This is a genomic window from Rhodococcus sp. 5A-K4 (assembly GCF_046097995.1).
Taxonomy (GTDB): Bacteria; Actinomycetota; Actinomycetes; order Mycobacteriales; family Mycobacteriaceae; genus Rhodococcus_F; species Rhodococcus_F erythropolis.
This window is the reverse complement of sequence record NZ_JBJURM010000003.1, coordinates 408,483-423,396: the sequence shown is the minus strand read 5'-3', so window position 1 is coordinate 423,396 and position 14,914 is coordinate 408,483. Positions and strand designations below refer to the sequence as shown.

At 62.1% G+C, this 14,914-nt stretch carries 12 protein-coding genes, 3 tRNA genes and 1 riboswitch; of the genes, 4 read left to right on the top strand and 11 right to left on the bottom strand.

Features of this window, described 5'->3' with window-relative positions:
• The first annotated feature begins 92 nt into the window (after positions 1-92).
• The 3 genes from ACKAMS_RS06695 (at position 93) to ACKAMS_RS06685 (ending at position 3,566) form a co-directional block, all read left to right on the top strand.
• Complete coding sequence (locus tag ACKAMS_RS06695; protein WP_024487285.1) at positions 93-1,016, top strand: pseudouridine synthase; 924 nt, start codon at positions 93-95, stop codon at positions 1,014-1,016.
• A 75-nt stretch (positions 1,017-1,091) separates the two neighbouring features.
• Positions 1,092-2,627: a CYTH and CHAD domain-containing protein gene (locus ACKAMS_RS06690; RefSeq protein WP_408988782.1), complete on the top strand. Its 1,536-nt coding sequence runs from the start codon at positions 1,092-1,094 to the stop codon at positions 2,625-2,627.
• Between the two features lie 48 nt (positions 2,628-2,675).
• Positions 2,676-3,566, top strand: a complete 891-nt coding sequence (locus ACKAMS_RS06685; protein WP_020970585.1) for a universal stress protein — start codon at positions 2,676-2,678, stop codon at positions 3,564-3,566.
• A 54-nt stretch (positions 3,567-3,620) separates the two neighbouring features.
• Here the strand turns inward: ACKAMS_RS06685 and ACKAMS_RS06680 are convergent, their stop codons facing one another.
• Positions 3,621-4,361: a VIT family protein gene (locus tag ACKAMS_RS06680; RefSeq protein ID WP_019745057.1), complete on the bottom strand. Its 741-nt coding sequence runs from the start codon at positions 4,359-4,361 to the stop codon at positions 3,621-3,623.
• Positions 4,362-4,491: 130 nt separating this feature from the next.
• Between ACKAMS_RS06680 and ACKAMS_RS06675 the strand changes: the two genes are divergently transcribed.
• Positions 4,492-5,250 (top strand): SDR family NAD(P)-dependent oxidoreductase, encoded by a 759-nt coding sequence (locus tag ACKAMS_RS06675; RefSeq protein ID WP_069145698.1) that lies wholly within the window; start codon positions 4,492-4,494, stop codon positions 5,248-5,250.
• 3 nt (positions 5,251-5,253) lie between these two features.
• Here ACKAMS_RS06675 and ACKAMS_RS06670 read toward each other — a convergent pair whose 3' ends face one another.
• The 10 genes from ACKAMS_RS06670 to ACKAMS_RS06625 form a co-directional block, all read right to left on the bottom strand.
• Positions 5,254-5,886 carry a TetR family transcriptional regulator gene (locus ACKAMS_RS06670; RefSeq protein ID WP_019745059.1) on the bottom strand — a complete coding sequence of 211 codons (633 nt, stop codon included), beginning with the start codon at positions 5,884-5,886 and terminating at the stop codon, positions 5,254-5,256.
• Between the two features lie 114 nt (positions 5,887-6,000).
• Positions 6,001-7,377 carry a putative lipid II flippase FtsW gene (gene ftsW, locus ACKAMS_RS06665; RefSeq protein WP_020908900.1) on the bottom strand — a complete coding sequence of 459 codons (1,377 nt, stop codon included), beginning with the start codon at positions 7,375-7,377 and terminating at the stop codon, positions 6,001-6,003.
• Positions 7,378-7,601: 224 nt separating this feature from the next.
• Positions 7,602-8,963: an MFS transporter gene (locus tag ACKAMS_RS06660; RefSeq protein ID WP_164840885.1), complete on the bottom strand. Its 1,362-nt coding sequence runs from the start codon at positions 8,961-8,963 to the stop codon at positions 7,602-7,604.
• A 69-nt stretch (positions 8,964-9,032) separates the two neighbouring features.
• Positions 9,033-10,427 (bottom strand): NtaA/DmoA family FMN-dependent monooxygenase, encoded by a 1,395-nt coding sequence (locus ACKAMS_RS06655; protein ID WP_408988781.1) that lies wholly within the window; start codon positions 10,425-10,427, stop codon positions 9,033-9,035.
• A 29-nt stretch (positions 10,428-10,456) separates the two neighbouring features.
• Positions 10,457-11,536, bottom strand: coding sequence for an LLM class flavin-dependent oxidoreductase (locus tag ACKAMS_RS06650; RefSeq protein WP_408988780.1), 1,080 nt, complete (start codon positions 11,534-11,536; stop codon positions 10,457-10,459).
• A gap of 4 nt (positions 11,537-11,540) precedes the next feature.
• Positions 11,541-11,636: riboswitch (SAM riboswitch) on the bottom strand.
• Between the two features lie 179 nt (positions 11,637-11,815).
• Entirely contained in the window at positions 11,816-13,444 is a 1,629-nt protein-coding gene (locus ACKAMS_RS06645; protein WP_020970592.1) for an ABC transporter substrate-binding protein, read from the bottom strand.
• A 241-nt stretch (positions 13,445-13,685) separates the two neighbouring features.
• Positions 13,686-13,762 (bottom strand) — tRNA-Phe (locus ACKAMS_RS06640).
• A 70-nt stretch (positions 13,763-13,832) separates the two neighbouring features.
• Positions 13,833-13,906, bottom strand: a tRNA-Asp gene (locus ACKAMS_RS06635).
• 135 nt (positions 13,907-14,041) lie between these two features.
• A tRNA-Glu gene (locus tag ACKAMS_RS06630) sits at positions 14,042-14,114 on the bottom strand.
• A 111-nt stretch (positions 14,115-14,225) separates the two neighbouring features.
• Positions 14,226-14,879: a TetR family transcriptional regulator gene (locus tag ACKAMS_RS06625; protein ID WP_019745065.1), complete on the bottom strand. Its 654-nt coding sequence runs from the start codon at positions 14,877-14,879 to the stop codon at positions 14,226-14,228.
• Positions 14,880-14,914 lie beyond the last annotated feature (35 nt).

Below are 14,914 nucleotides of genomic sequence, written 5' to 3'. Positions count from 1 at the left end.
GTGACCGGCGTCATGAACTTACCGGATAGTAACTTCCGTCCCATATGTCGTCAATAGGTCTCGATGCCGCCCGGACGGCTAGCTTTGAAGATGTGTCACGATCTCCCCTTCCCGTCCGCGACGGCCTGAACCCGAGTCGCATCCGTCAGCCAGACGACGGCATGTGGGCGACGACGCTCGACTACCTGCTCGAACGGTTTCCCCAGGACGCCGTCCGCCTACGGGAGAAAGTCGCAGCCGGGGAGGTCGTCGACGAGAAGGGCGTCGCGATCACCGAGACGAGCGGTTTCGCCCCCCGGCGTTTCGTCTACCTGTACCGCGACGCTCCGGTCGAAGCGCGGGTGCCGTTCGAGATCGACATCCTCTATCGGGACGAAAACATCCTGGTCGTGGACAAGCCGCACTTTCTCGCGAGCACGCCCCGCGGGCGATACATCGCCGAATCGGCCTTGGTGCGGTTGCGTCGAGATCTCGATCTGCCGGAGTTGAGTCCAGCGCATCGCCTCGACCGCGTCACGGCAGGACTGCTGCTGTTCACCGTGCATCAGGCGGCCCGGCGCGGCTATCAGACCATGTTCGCCGAGCGCCGCGTCACCAAGGAATACGAGGCCATCGCGCGTTACGACGCGCAGGTGAGCACTCCCGTGGTCGTGCGCAGTCGCATCGTGAAAGAACGCGGCGTGCTCAAGGCCGCGGAGATCGAGGGCGAACCCAACAGCGAGTCGCGGATCGAACTGATCGAGACGCGAGACGGCTTCGCGCGGTACCGGTTGATTCCCCATACCGGCAAGACCCATCAACTTCGCCTGCACATGACCTCGCTCGGGCTACCGATCCACGGCGACAACTTCTATCCCGACTTCTACGACGTTGCCGCAGAGGATTATTCGAACCCGCTGCGCCTGCTGTCGAAGGTTCTCGAGTTCGAGGATCCCACGACCGGCCGGCTGCAACGGTTCGAAAGTCGGCGGACACTGTCCTGGCCGGACGAATCAGGCCGTGGCGACTCGCCGTAGGGACCCCGGACCCTTCCACTGCGCCTCCGATACCGGGAGGATGGAAGCGCAGACCGCACCGCAAGAGGAGACCAGATGAGCAAGACCGCCGTCGTACCCGAAGCCGTACGGGAGATCGAGCGCAAGTACGAGGCGCCGGCCGAGCAGGAAGTTCCCGCGCTGGGTGGACTTCCCGGTGTCGTCGGCGAACCGGTCCACGACTCGATACAGCTCTCTGCCACCTACTTCGACACCGCCGACTACCGGTTACTCGCCGAGAAGATCACGCTGCGCAAGCGTGAGGGCGGCGACGACGCGGGGTGGCACATGAAACTTCCCGCAGGCGAGGACACTAGAACCGAAATCCAGCTTCCCCCGGACGAGAGCACCGATGTGCCCTCGCCGCTGGCGAGTCTGATCCGGGCGGTCATCCGCGGTCACGATCTGGTGCCGGTCGCCCTGATCATCACCGATCGGGAGCGCACCAGACTCAACGGCGAAAACGGTGTTCTGCTTGCCGAAGTGGTCTCCGACACCGTCATCGCCTGCAAGGCAGACGGTTCCGGTGAGTCGACGTGGCAGGAAGTCGAGGTCGAACAAGGCGCAGGCGGGCAGGCCCTGGCCGATGCAATCGAGTCGGTTCTACTGGACGCGGGGCTCGAGCGTTCTGCGAGTCCGTCCAAACTCAAACGAGCACTGGGCACTTCGGTCACTCCATACGTCGGCCACGAGGTAACCACTGGCAAAGCGTCGAATCCGCGAATTCTGTTGCGTAATTACCTCATCGAACAACTGCGCGCACTGGTCGCCGCGGATCTCGGCACGCGCCGCGCCGACGACGAAGCCGTTCACGACTTCCGGGTCGCAGCACGTCGTATCCGCAGCGCTCTACAGTCGTACGCCGGTCACTCCCCCAAGACCGACGATCTCATCACGGATCTTCGGTGGATCGGTGGAAAGTTCGGTGACGCCCGCGACGTCGAGGTCCAGTGGGAGCGTCTTGTGGAACGACTCGGTGAAATCGACGAGATGCCCGAGCGAGAAGCAGTGCGCGCTCGAATCGACGAGTACTTCTCGGCCCGCGGTGAAACCGCGCAGGAAACCGCCCTCGAAGCGCTCGATTCCGAGCGCTACACCGCACTGCTCGATCGACTCGACGAGTACGTCGGCGACCTCGAATTCGACACTGCCGCCCACCGTGTAGGAAAAAAGGCGTCGGCACGAGAGCTGGCGCATACCCTGCGCCATCTAGCTCACAAGGTCGGTAAGCGAGTCGATCACGTCTTCGATGCCGATACCCGCACCGAGCGTGACGAGCGAATGCACCGCGCACGCAAGGGCGCCAAGCGGATGAAGTACGCGATCGAGGTCATGGAACCGGTGTCGAAGAGCCGGGCCAAGCGCGCCTTGAAGCATTTCAGCCACTTCCAGGATGTTCTCGGCGAGCATCAGGATTCCGTTGTAGCCCAACATCACCTGCTCGAAATTGCTGCGGAGCAGGAGCACACCTCGCTCACCAGTTTCGGATTGGGCATGGCCTACCGACGAGAACTGGAAATCGCCGACGGGCAATCAACACTGCTCCGCAAGACGTGGAAGGAAGCCGTCAAATCAGCGTCGTCACTCTGGTGACCAGGCTGCAACCAGTCGACCGATCTCGATCATTTCAGAGGAGTAGACATGAACACACTTGCAGGACACCAGGACGTCGTCGCCGGTATCGACGGATCCGAGGCCTCGACGGCGGCGGCCCGGTGGGCAGCCTCGGTCGCGAACGCGGTGAACTCACGACTGATTCTGGTGCATGCCCTGCCGCAGGAGGGTCCGATTTACAGTCCCGCTGCAGTGATGTTGCAGTCGCAGTTCCTCAGCCAGATCCGCGAAGACGGCGAAGCGATCGTCGATGCCGCCGCCGCGGTGATTTCAGCTGAATTCCCGGAACTGACCATCGAATCCGAGATCGCACCGGGCCCGGCGTCGACGCACATCCTCGAATCCTCGGGTACCGCACGCCTGATCGTGATGGGGTCGACCGGATCCGGCGCACTGCGCTCGCGACTGCTCGGATCGACCGCACTGAAGGTGGCAAATCACGCAACCTGTCCGGTCACCGTCTGGCGTGGTTCGGCGGAGAATCCCGGTCCGGATCAACGTCCCGTCATCGTCGGAGTCGACGGAAGTGCGTTGAGCAAGAAGGCCGTCGAGTACGCGTTTCGTTATGCCGATCAGTTCGACGCGCCGCTTATCGCGGTCCACACCTGGCAGGGCTCGTCCACCTTCCGCGAAGGCGGAGCGGGAATCCTCATCGACTGGGAGGCCGTCGAGCAGGAGGAATCGGCACTGCTGGCAGAGAACCTGGCCGGCATGGCCGATCAGTACCCGGACGTGCCGGTCACCCGCATCAGTGAACCCGGCGCCGCCGCCCCCGTCATGCTCAAGTACGCCGACGACGCGCAGTTGATAGTTGTCGGAAGCCATGGCCGCAGTGCGATGGCCGCCGCCGTGATGGGCTCGACCAGCCAGAATCTGCTGCACCATGCGCCAGGGCCGGTCATGATCTGTCGCGCCTGAATTGCTGTGCGCCTTTATTAACCCCCCGCGGTTAATAAAGGCGCACAGCAGGGGTCAGGCGAGGCCCGTGCCCACCAACTGACCTACTCCGTAGGTCACAGCCATCGCGAGCGCGCCGCCGATCACCACTCGTAGCACCGCTCTGGTCTTGCGGGCTCCGCCGAGCGTCGCGCTGATCGTCCCGGTCAGTGCAAGTGCGATCAGCACTGCGAAGAAGGCGATGGGGACGCGGATACCCGTCGGCGGCAACAGAATTGCGACCAACGGGATCGCCGCACCGATCGTGAACGAGATTGCCGACGAAATCGCCGCATGCCATGGATTGGTGAGATCATCCGGGTCGATACCCAATTCGACTTCGACGTGTGCCGCAAAAGCATCGTGCTCGGTCAATTCTTCGGCGACGCGGCGGGCCGTCTCCGGACTCAATCCCTTGTTCTCGTAGATCTCGGTCAGTTCCTGGAGTTCCGCCTCCGGTGTCTCGAGGAGTTCCTTCTTCTCCTTCTGCAGGAGTGCGCGTTCGGTGTCTCGCTGAGCGCTGACCGAGACGTACTCACCCAACGCCATGGACACAGCGCCGGCAACCAGGCCAGCGAAACCGGCCGTGAAGATCGCGGAGCGCTCGGTTGTGGCTGCCGCGACACCGACCACGAGGCCTGCGGTCGAGACGATTCCGTCGTTTGCCCCCAGAACACCTGCACGCAGCCAATTCAGGCGATTGTTCAAACTCGGTGCGTGAGGTTCCGATTCCCCACCGGGCGCCCCGTCGGTCAACTGCACACTGTCTCCGGACATGGCAACAGATTAGGACGATCAGTCCGGTTGCGATAGCAATCTGAGCCTGTCCTTCGCGTACTGATATATTCCCTGACATAACCCAACCAAGCATTTGCTAGGTTATGAAACGCACACCTCTGGAGGCATTGTGAGCGCAGTACGCACCGCTTTTGTCAGCGGCGGAACCGGTGGAATCGGGTCAGCGATCGCCCTGACTCTCGCCGACCGCGGGCACGACGTCGCCTTCACCTACCGAAACAACAAGGACGCTGCCGAGCAACTGAGCGAGCAGATTCGAGCGCATGGCGTGCTCGCCCACTCGTACTCTCTCGACTTGACCGACGAGTTGTCGATCAGCTCCGCCGTCCGCGATGCGGTCAGTGATCTGGGAGCGTTGACGACACTGGTCCACGCTGCGGGACCGCACGTCCCGATGACGCACCTCTCACGCGTGACGCCGGCGTTCTTCACCGAACAACTGAACCAGGAAGCCGCGGCGTTCTTCACACTCGTCCACACCGCCCTGCCTGCGCTGCGGGCATCTTCGGGTTCGGTGGTAGCGGTGACAACCGCGGCAACGGATCGTTTTCCCGTGCGCGACGGACTCTCCGCAGGCACCAAAGGGGCTGTCGAACAACTTGTTCGCGGATTCGCCGCAGAGGAAGGACGCTACGGCGTTCGGTTCAACGCGGTAGGACCAGGCATGTTGACGGACGGAATGGCGGAGCGACTGATCAACTCCGCCGAACTCGACCAGAGCGCACTCGACGTGACAATGAGCCGAATTCCGTTGAAGCGCTTCGGATCAGCTGTCGACATCGCCGAAGCAGTATGTTTCCTCGCAAGCGACGCGGCCGGATTCATCAGCGGTCAAAAGCTCAACGTCGACGGCGGCTACACCGTCTGAGCGCTATCCACCCAACTTGCGAAAGACCAGTCGCACGGCAAGTTCGAGGTGCGCCATCACCTCGTCCGTCGTCATCCGGCCGGCAACCCACGAGACCAGACTCGACATCCAGACGTCGTCGATGACCTTCACCGCATCCATCTGCTGTTGCGAGACTTCCTCGACGCCGATCGCCTTCGCGAACATCTCGGTCACGACCCCACCGAGCGCGTTGAGTTCCGGAGTCGCCGATGCGTCCGCGAACATGTACGCCCGAACCAACGCTTCGTAACGGAGGTGATCGGTCTCGAGGACCTCCGTATTCTTGCGCAGCACAAACAGAATTCGGTCCGACGGAGTCTCGCCCGGGATTACAAAGTCCTGGAATCTGTCACGCAAACCCTCGAACATCCACAACAATGCGACGACGAGCATGTGGTTCTTGGACGGGAAATACCGGTAAACAGTGCCGATCGCGACGCCGGCGCGATCGGCGACCGATCGCATCTGCACCGCGTCGTAGCCGCCTTCGGAGGCGGATTCCATTGCGGCGTCGACAATCCGGCGAAAACGCGCTCGTTGCGACGGCGTCGTACGACGTCCGGTCACCGAGCTACGTTCGACCACCGACTGGTCTGCCTTGTCGCCACCTGCCATGTCCACAACCCTAATTAGACGTCGTTTTGCCGACTCCCAATGTAGCCGCCCAACGCAATCGTCGGGTGCATGACTGCCCGCTTCCGAGCTGGCCGCCAGTAAGACTGGCCGAGATCAGGAAGCGCGCCGCGGCCGATCGGATCGGCCGCGTCTACGTGGATCTTCCGACCAGTCGCGCGACGGTGCGCGTCGGCCCGGCGCTTGAGTCCGGCGCCTGTCGGGTTGCGGCGCCCGTCGCTCCGGTCGGCGTTGACCAGTAGGGGCCGGCTGGGCGCGGCGAGCAGGCGGCCGACGTCGGTCAGTCTGTGGCTTCTTGGCAATGCCGAACCGAGGCTTGCCGAAGACCAGCGGAATCCAACCGCGACCGCTGCTCTCGGCCGAGGCGACAGCCTCGGGCTCACGGAAGGCTGCGTGCGCGATGAGCCCGAACATCAGCAAGGTGGTGATCATCGACGTTCCGCCCGCCGAGATGAGCGGTAGTTGCAGACCGGTCACCGGAATCAGGCCAACGACGTAGGCGATGTTGATGAACGCCTGCACGACGATCAACGTCGTTGCCGTCGCCGTCATGACCTTGAGGAACGGATCGGTCGACCGCTTCGCGATTCGCAGTCCGACGATCAGAACCGCGGCGAAGAGAGCAACGACGATCAGCGCACCGACCAGACCCAACTCTTCACCGATCACGGCAAAAATGAAGTCGTTGTGCGCCTGAGGGAGGTAACTCCATTTGGCGTCGGACTGCCCCAGACCGCGACCGAAGATGCCGCCGTTCGCCAATGCGTACTTGGCCTGAGTGCTCTGGAAGTTCAAGCCTTGCGGGTCGAGATCAGGATTGAGGAAAGCCTTGATGCGATCCGAGCGGTAACCAGCAGTAAGCCCGAGCACGAGAAATGCGACTGCGGAACCGAGCGTGAGGCTGATGAACGTCTTCATCCGGAACAGCCCGAACCACAACACCGACATGAAGATGATGCCGATCGTGATCGTGGTTCCGAGGTCCTTCTCCAACACCACCAGAACCAGAACCAGCAGCGTCGTACCGCCGATCACCGGCAGCGCACGGTTGACATCCATCCGCGCGTTCATGAACGACGCAACCGTCGCCGCGGACCAGATCGCCAGAGCAAGTTTGGCCAGCTCCGACGGCTGGAAGGAAATACCCGCGATCACAAACCAGCTGCGAGCACCCATCTGTTCCGAGCCGATACCTGGAATCAGCACCAGGACAAGCAGAACAAGACACAGGATCAGCAGCCATGGTGAGGCTCTACGCATCGTTTCGGTCGGCAACCGCACGACCGCCACGAACATCACCAAACCGATCGCTGCGAACATGCACTGCGGCCAGAAGCGGGCGTAGGACGTCCCGGACAGAACATAGGATTCGACGCCCGAAGACGACAGCACCATCAGCAGTCCGAACGCGACGATCAGCACGACCAGACCGACGATCATATGGAAATCGAACAGTGGCCGATTCGTCCACATCGCCGTTCGAGCGCGGAAGGGTGTCGATGTGCGGTCACGTTTGTCCGACGATCCACGGGGTGAGTTAACTGGCTCTCCACTCCCGCGACCGTTGGGCTTGTCTTCACTGCGACCGGTCACCACACAAGTATCGTCCCACGACTCCTAACCCATGGGTAACACAAGTCCCATGAGTCACACGGGCTCGGCCTCCCGAGGTCCATGTAGACCCACGAAATACCAGGTCACGTCCTTCGCCGGCGTCGGTCTGCCACCGCTCCCGCCAACGAGAGCGTCAACATGACCACGCAGACGGCAAGCGCGATCCCGAACGCACGTCCATATCCGTCGGGCGACGATCCGAGCACACCGAGATACAACCCCGATACCGCGGCCAGCGAGATGGTCGCTGACAGGCGCTGAGACAGTTGAAGGAAACCCGCCGCAACACCGTTCGCGCCCGGCGGTGCATATTCGAGAGTCAGCACCCGATTGGGCGCGTCGACCAAACCGCTGGCAACTCCCGACAACACCGCCAGGACCACCAGCACCGGGATCAGATGTTCCCGCGGAATCAGATTGACCGCTGCGATGTAGCCGAGGATGACAAGGATCTCGCCGACGATGGCAAAAACCACCGCACTTCGGCCGAACCTGGCAACCAGCCGCCATCCGAAAGCCGACGTCAATGCCATCGCGAGTGAGCTACCGGTCATGATCAACGCCGCACTCAGCGGGGCGAAGCCCAAACCCTCGATCAGATAGAGGCTGAGCACCGCGTTGACGGCGAGGATGGATCCGAACCAGAAGAGTGCAACCGTCGTACCCAACCGGAAGCCCCTCGAGGCGATCAACGACGGAAGCAGTACCGGCGTCCCGCCGCGCTCGGCGTACCGACGTTCCCAGAACCAGAAGGCAACGGCAGCGCCGAACGCACCGATCAGGAAAGCCGCAGCCACAGTGACACTGGTTCGGGTCACGATGGGCCACAACAGGAGCCCGGTCGTAGTCGCCAGCAGACACAGCCCAACCGGATCGATCGATGCGCCCGATCGGGTAGTTCGATCACGGCGCAGAAAGCGAAACGCCAAAATCAGAGTGATCACGGCAAACGGCACGTTGAGAACGAGAAGCAACCGCCATCCGAAGTCGGCGTCAGAATACTTCAGCAGAACGCCACCGAGGATCGGTCCGGAAACGCCGGCCAGACCACCCGCGGTGCTGTACGCGCCTAACGCCTTCGCCCGAGCCTTTCCGGACACCCGGTCGGTGATGATGCCGAGCACCTGCGAACTGATGGTGCCTGCGCCGATCCCCTGCCCAAGACGAGCCAACACGATCATCGACGGATCCGACGCACATGCTCCGAGGATTCCCATCACAGCGAAAATGCTCAGCCCCGCCAAGAACAAGCGTCGACGCCCGACGACGTCACCGAGTCGGCCCGCCGGCACAAGGGCCAAGCCGAAAGTCAGCGAATAGCTCGCAAGGATCCACTGCACCTCGGAGGTCGACGCGCCCAGCGACGCCCGGATCGACGGAACCCCGATTCCGAGCACCGCCGAATCGAGAAGGGTGGTGAAGCCCGCGGCTACGCAGACGATGATCTCCCAGCGGACGGCCGAATCGAGCTTGGTGGATTCGGCCGCCGCTGTGACCGTGTGGGACAGGACCCGTTACCCCGCAACTTCAGACGCGGCCCGACGCGTGAGCGGCGGTCGCAACCCCAAGTGCTCTCGCAGCGTCGACGTGGAGTACTCGGTGCGGTACGCCCCACGCTCCTGCAGTTCCGGGATCAACCAGTCCACGATCTCGTCGAGCCCGGTCGGCACCAGGTACGGCGAGATATTGAAGCCGTCCGAAGCTCCGTTGCGCACCCAATGGACCAACTGATCTGCGACCTGCCCCGGAGTGCCCGCAAAACCCGAACGCTGCGAGGTCTCGATGGCGACCTGACGTAGCGACAGGTTCTTTGCCTCGGCGAGAGCCCGCCATTCACGTGCAATCGCAATGGGGTCGTTGCCGTCTCGCGCGGAACCGCGCGTCTCGGACACCGGGCGCGCAACCGGATCTTCCTCCGGTAGTGGACCGTCCGGGTCTCGGTCGGAAAGGTCCTTCCCCCAAACCAATCCGACAAGGGACAGTGCGGTTTGGCCGGTGAACTGACCTTCGAGGACCCACCGCGCCTTCTCTTCGACCTCGGACTCGTTCTCCGCCAACACGATCTGCGTGCTGGGCAGGATCTTGACGTCGTCCTCCGGTCGCCCGACGCTACGCAACCGAGCCCGAATGTCGTCGGCGAAGTCGAGCGCGCCGTCGAAATGCGTCCCGTGTCGCGAGAAGATGACGTCGGCGTGCGTCGCCGCGAAATCGCGTCCAGTCGGCGAATCGCCCGCTTGAAAGATGACCGGATGTCCCTGTCTGCTGCGGGGAAGCGTCGGCGTCACGGAGATGTCGAACTGCGAAGTCTGGCGGCGTACGTCGCTCACGGCTCCCGGAGTCGACCAGTTCTCGGACGTGCGAGAGTCCGAGATCGCGTCGTCGGACCACGAATCCCACAGTGCCCGTGCAGTTTCGATGAACTGTCCGGCACGCTCGTAACGCAGGGCGTGGTCGAGGAAACCACCGCGACGGAAATTCTCTCCCGTCCAAGCGTTGTCGGTGGTCACCGCGTTCCAGCCGGCCCGTCCGTCGGAAAGTAGATCGAGACCGGAGAGTCGACGGGCGAGGTCGGCCGGTTCGTTGTACGTGGTGTTCTGTGTCGCGACCAACCCGATCTTGTCGGTGATACCGGCGAGGGCGGCCAACTGCGCAATGGCGTCGGGGCGGCCGGCGATATCCAGATCGAGAATCTTGCCGTTCTGCTCGCGAAGACGAAGGCCCTCACCGAGGAAGAAGGCGTCGAACAGACCTCGCTCGGCGGTGAGTACCAACCGCCGAAACGTCTCGAAGTCGATCTGGGATCCGCTCGAGGAATCGGACCAGATGGTGGTGTGGTTGACCCCTTGGAAGAAGACGCCGAAGTGAACGTGAGCGTCGGGTCGAGGTACGGCGGAGCGTGATGCAGTCATAGCCGAAATGTCCTTAGCGCGAAGTCAAGTCAGGAGGAGTGGACGAATCGATTTGCGGGCCGCTGCAGGCCGAGGTTGCCCCTCAGAGTCGATCCCGGAACCGGGCGTCGCGTCAACCCGGACTTCGACAGCGCCGGAAGCACGAATTTGGCCAGCACCGGAAGGTCCTCGTCGATCACGAGAGGGTGGAAATGAACACCGTCGAGGTGTCCGGCCAATTCCTTCAGAACCACGGCCGCTTCCCCCGGATCTGCAGCCAGGAGCAGTCGGCCAGTGACGACGGCATTCCCGTACGAGTTCAGCTCGATCAACCGCTGCGCCGCAGACAGATTCGGCGTATCGAATGCCACATCGACCTCGGCGACCACCAATGACGCGCCCTCATCGCGCGCCTTGGCAGCCGACTGTGCAACGGCCTTCACCGAATCACCGGAAACGAGAACAACATGGGCCTGGTGCGGTTCGATGGCGCCGTAGCGGCCGAACACCACCAACTGGCCTTGCGGCGGCCGCGGAACGATTGACGGCCCCTTCACCGAGAAGGTGTCGCCCTCGAAATTGACGTAATGCAGACGATCACGCTCGAGGAAACGCCCACTGAGATAGTCACGGACGACTGCGTCGTCCTCCCACGAATCCCAGAGATCTGTCACGACGGCAACCGAATCCCGCTGCTCCTGTTGACGCGCCGACTCCGTCGTTACCGGAGCCCTCCCCCACGCCCTCGCCGCGGCATCGTCTTCGACCGGAACAGCAAGCCAGCCGCCACGCCCACGCGAGGAGTAGTCCAATGTCGCCAATTGCGAAGAGGTGTGGAACGGTTCGGCGTACGTGGTCCCGACGACGGAGACCAGTCCGATCGTGCTGGTCGTCGCCGCCACGTATGACGCCCTGGAGACGGCATCGATGCGGCCGACAACGTCACCACTCGGAGGGAGGATGGAATCGTCGAACGTCGCGAAGGTGAAGCCCGCATTCTCGGCAGCCGCGACGCGATCGCGCACAGCCTTACCCGTGAGCAACTGATCCGGGCGATGTGAGCTTCGGCGCCAGGCAGCGGGGTGAGTGCCCTCGCCGTCCAGTTCGATACCCACGGCAAATACAGTCATGTGTCCTCCATCGGTCCTGGCGGTAGCACCCACACTGCGGTTAGGTAGCGGGTTGCTGCGGCATCATCGAGCCAGGTCTCTCAGCCACTCTGGATGGTGGATGCAATCTATGCGGGCGACACTGAACAAGTCAAATCGCACTTGACGAATCATATTGACCTACAACATATTTCAATACAATCATCCTGATCGAAAGGGTTGCGCAACGCTAGCCGACGTAGACACCAAAGAGCCCCGCCCGACTCGCGTCGGACGGGGCTCTCGGTGTGCGCTGGAACGCTACTTCGCGCCCATCCATGCCTGATCGAACAGCATGATGCCGGTTGCAGTCGGAACCACACCGTGCACGTTCTTCTGCCAAGCCCAGAACGACGTGAGCCCGCCGATCGGCGCCGACGGAACCGTCTCGTTCCACAGCGTCTGAATCTTGCCGATGATCGCCAGGGTCGACGAATTATCCTTGGCTTGTTGTAGATCTGCGATCAGCTGATCCATCGCCGGGTTCGCATATCCAGCAGTATTCGCCATCGAGGTGCTGTTGGTCGTGGAGAACAATCCGAGATCGAGAATCGACTCGTACATTCCGATGCCCGCGTGCGCGAGGTCGAAATCGTGCTTGACGTAGACGTTCTGCACGATGTCGCCGGCGTTGTTGGCCAAGATCAAGTTCACCTCGAACCCGACGGCCTGCAACAGTGACTGCACGGCGAGGCCGATCGCGTGGTCCTTGGGCTCACTGAGCACGACGTAGTCGAGAGTGCCGTCGTATCCGTCTGCCTTCGCCTGATTCAGAAGCTCCTTGGCCTTTTCGGGGTCGTAGGCAATACCCGGTGTGTCTACGTGCCATTGCGACGTCGGACCGAACAACTCCGAGCCAGGCAGTCCCTCACCGTTTTCCACGCGCTGATCGATCAACGTGGTGTCCAGCGCGTAGCCGATAGCCTGGCGAACGCGAACATCCGAGCCCGGTCGGCCTTCACGATTGTTGACAATCTCGGCACTACCGGCGTTGAGCACGTCGATGTAGCCGGGGTAACCAGCGGACTTGGCGGAATTGATCGCCGAAGTAAGGCCGCGAATGTAGGCAACATCGAGCTGACCGCTGTTCAATGATTCGAGATTGGCCTGCGGACCGTTGAGTGCAACCATCCGCAGTTTGTCCAGCTTGGGAGCACCGCCGTAGTAGGACGGGTTGGCCTTGAAGATTCGCTCGACACTCGGTGTGAAGAGATCTTCGGTGAAGGGTCCGGCACCCACCGCGGTGAACTTGTCGCCTTGCTGCGAACTCGGGGCGACGATCATCCCGTGCCCGAGAGCGAGCATCGACGGAAAGCGCATCCACGGCGTTTTCAGCTTGAAGTCGACCGTCGTGGGACCGCTTGCCTGCGCCGATTCCACCGAAGCCAGCCACAACTCGGCGCCATTGCCCTTGCCCGCGTTGTACCGATCGATGCTTGTGATCACGGCGTTGGCGTCGAGCGCGGAACCGTCGCTGAACTTCACACCGTCGCGAAGTTTCAACGTCCACGTGCTTCCGTCGTCGCTGGTATCGAGCGATTCAGCCAACTTGGGCTCGAACTCGCCGCTCGCAGTGTCGTAACTCATCAGGACGTCGTACACCGCAGCGAAGGCCTCACCGCCGGAACCGCCGCGCGCTGCCGTCTTGGTCGGGTCGAGTGAGGGAACGAGCACCTGCACGCCGTACGTCATGGTCCCGCCGGCGACCGCGTCGCCTGGGTCCGGTTGCTCGTTGACCATGCCGGTCACGACGTCCCCCGACGTGTTCGTCGTATCGGTCCCGCTGTCGTCACCGTTGCTCGCGCAGCCCACCAACAGAACCCCGGTACCGAGCAATGCGACGGCGACCCGGCTGACTTTCCCGATGCGCCAAGATCTCGAGTGCGACACGGAGATTCCACCTCACTTCCAGTAGACGCAGCCACGGATCGGCCGCAATCGGCTAATAGTGATGTCCTCTGTGGAGTGACGCCCAGCACGTTCCCGGTGACCGGAAACATTCACGGAGACAAAGGATGCGCACAACTGAGATGATCGGGCCGAGTGGTTGACGGCGACTGACATCCGAGCACGAAAAAGCTCCAACCTTATGTTCGAAGAACATGAGATTGGAGCTTGTCGATAAGAATTATGGTGGCCAGGGCCGGGATCGAACCGGCGACCTTCCGCTTTTCAGGCGGACGCTCGTACCAACTGAGCTACCTGGCCGGACGGCACCCGAACCGAATGCCTATCGCATTGCTTTGTTCTCAACCAATTGGTTGAGAACAAAGCTTTGCGACCCTGACGGGACTCGAACCCGCGACCTCCGCCGTGACAGGGCGGCGCGCTAACCAACTGCGCCACAGGGCCTTGCTTTTTCCTTGCTGTGAAACCGTACTACATCTTCGAGCCGCTCCCAAACCACTGTCCTGGCCTGGCATTTGTGCATCTCAAAGCGTGTCGTGCGGGTCAAACCATACTGCATCGTTTCGCTTTCGCAAAACGTACCCCCTACGGGATTCGAACCCGCGCTACCGCCTTGAAAGGGCGGCGTCCTAGGCCGCTAGACGAAGGGGGCCCGCCGGATCTCTCCGAACTAGTACCCCAACGGCGTTCCGTTGGGAGCTTGGATAGCTTATGGCACAGCGTTCGGAAATCACAAATCGCCTGGTCATGGGCGAAAAGTGGACTATTCCGCGTCGGGGAACTCCACTTGTGGCCAGCCGTCGCGATGAAACTTCTCCAACCACTCCGGTGTAGCCATGGCTTCGAGCACCACTTCGAGGGACTCCTCGAACCACACACCCAGATCGCCACTCGAGGCAATCAGGTCCGCCATGTACCGCTGGCCGGCAAGGCTCGCTGCCAGTACGCGCGTGAATTTCTCCGGGTCCACGTCTTCGCGGAGCAAACCGTCGTCCTTGGCGCGCAATGCCAACTCGTAGGCGGTCTTTCCCCAGACCTGCCCGCCACCAGATTGCACATCCTTGTAGAACTCCGGCTCGATGATCAGCCGGAATTCCGCCTGCACGATTACCTCGGTACGGAAGACCTCGGCAATGTCGAGCACGAGCCCGTGCAATGCGACGAATGGATCGAGGTCTGTTCTCTTGGCCCAACGATCAGTGATTCCAGTGAAGGTTTCGATAGCCGAGGTCAGAACCGCTCGCGCCAACTCTTCCTTGGACTGGAAATGGAAATACATGGCGCCTTTGGTGGCGCGGGAGCCCTCGAGGATCGTGTTCACCGACGCAGCTGCATAGCCGCGCTTGGCGAATTCGACTGCAGCCGCTTCGACCAGGGCGGCGCGGGTACGCCGCGCACGCTCTTGTTGACGTGCCATTTACGGTGTTGTGCCTCTCGCAGAGTTGGTACGCA

Excerpts from the sequence above, each read along its gene's own strand:
- ACKAMS_RS06650 (WP_408988780.1), bottom strand. The coding sequence starts at position 11,536 with ATGACTGTATTTGCCGTGGGTATCGAACTGGACGGCGAGGGCACTCAC.
- ACKAMS_RS06670 (WP_019745059.1), bottom strand. The coding sequence starts at position 5,886 with ATGGCAGGTGGCGACAAGGCAGACCAGTCGGTGGTCGAACGTAGCTCG.
- ACKAMS_RS06655 (WP_408988781.1), bottom strand. The coding sequence starts at position 10,427 with ATGACTGCATCACGCTCCGCCGTACCTCGACCCGACGCTCACGTTCAC.
- ACKAMS_RS06680 (WP_019745057.1), bottom strand. The coding sequence starts at position 4,361 with ATGTCCGGAGACAGTGTGCAGTTGACCGACGGGGCGCCCGGTGGGGAA.
- ftsW (WP_020908900.1), bottom strand. The coding sequence starts at position 7,377 with ATGTGGACGAATCGGCCACTGTTCGATTTCCATATGATCGTCGGTCTG.
- ACKAMS_RS06685 (WP_020970585.1), top strand. The coding sequence starts at position 2,676 with ATGAACACACTTGCAGGACACCAGGACGTCGTCGCCGGTATCGACGGA.
- ACKAMS_RS06690 (WP_408988782.1), top strand. The coding sequence starts at position 1,092 with ATGAGCAAGACCGCCGTCGTACCCGAAGCCGTACGGGAGATCGAGCGC.
- ACKAMS_RS06625 (WP_019745065.1), bottom strand. The coding sequence starts at position 14,879 with ATGGCACGTCAACAAGAGCGTGCGCGGCGTACCCGCGCCGCCCTGGTC.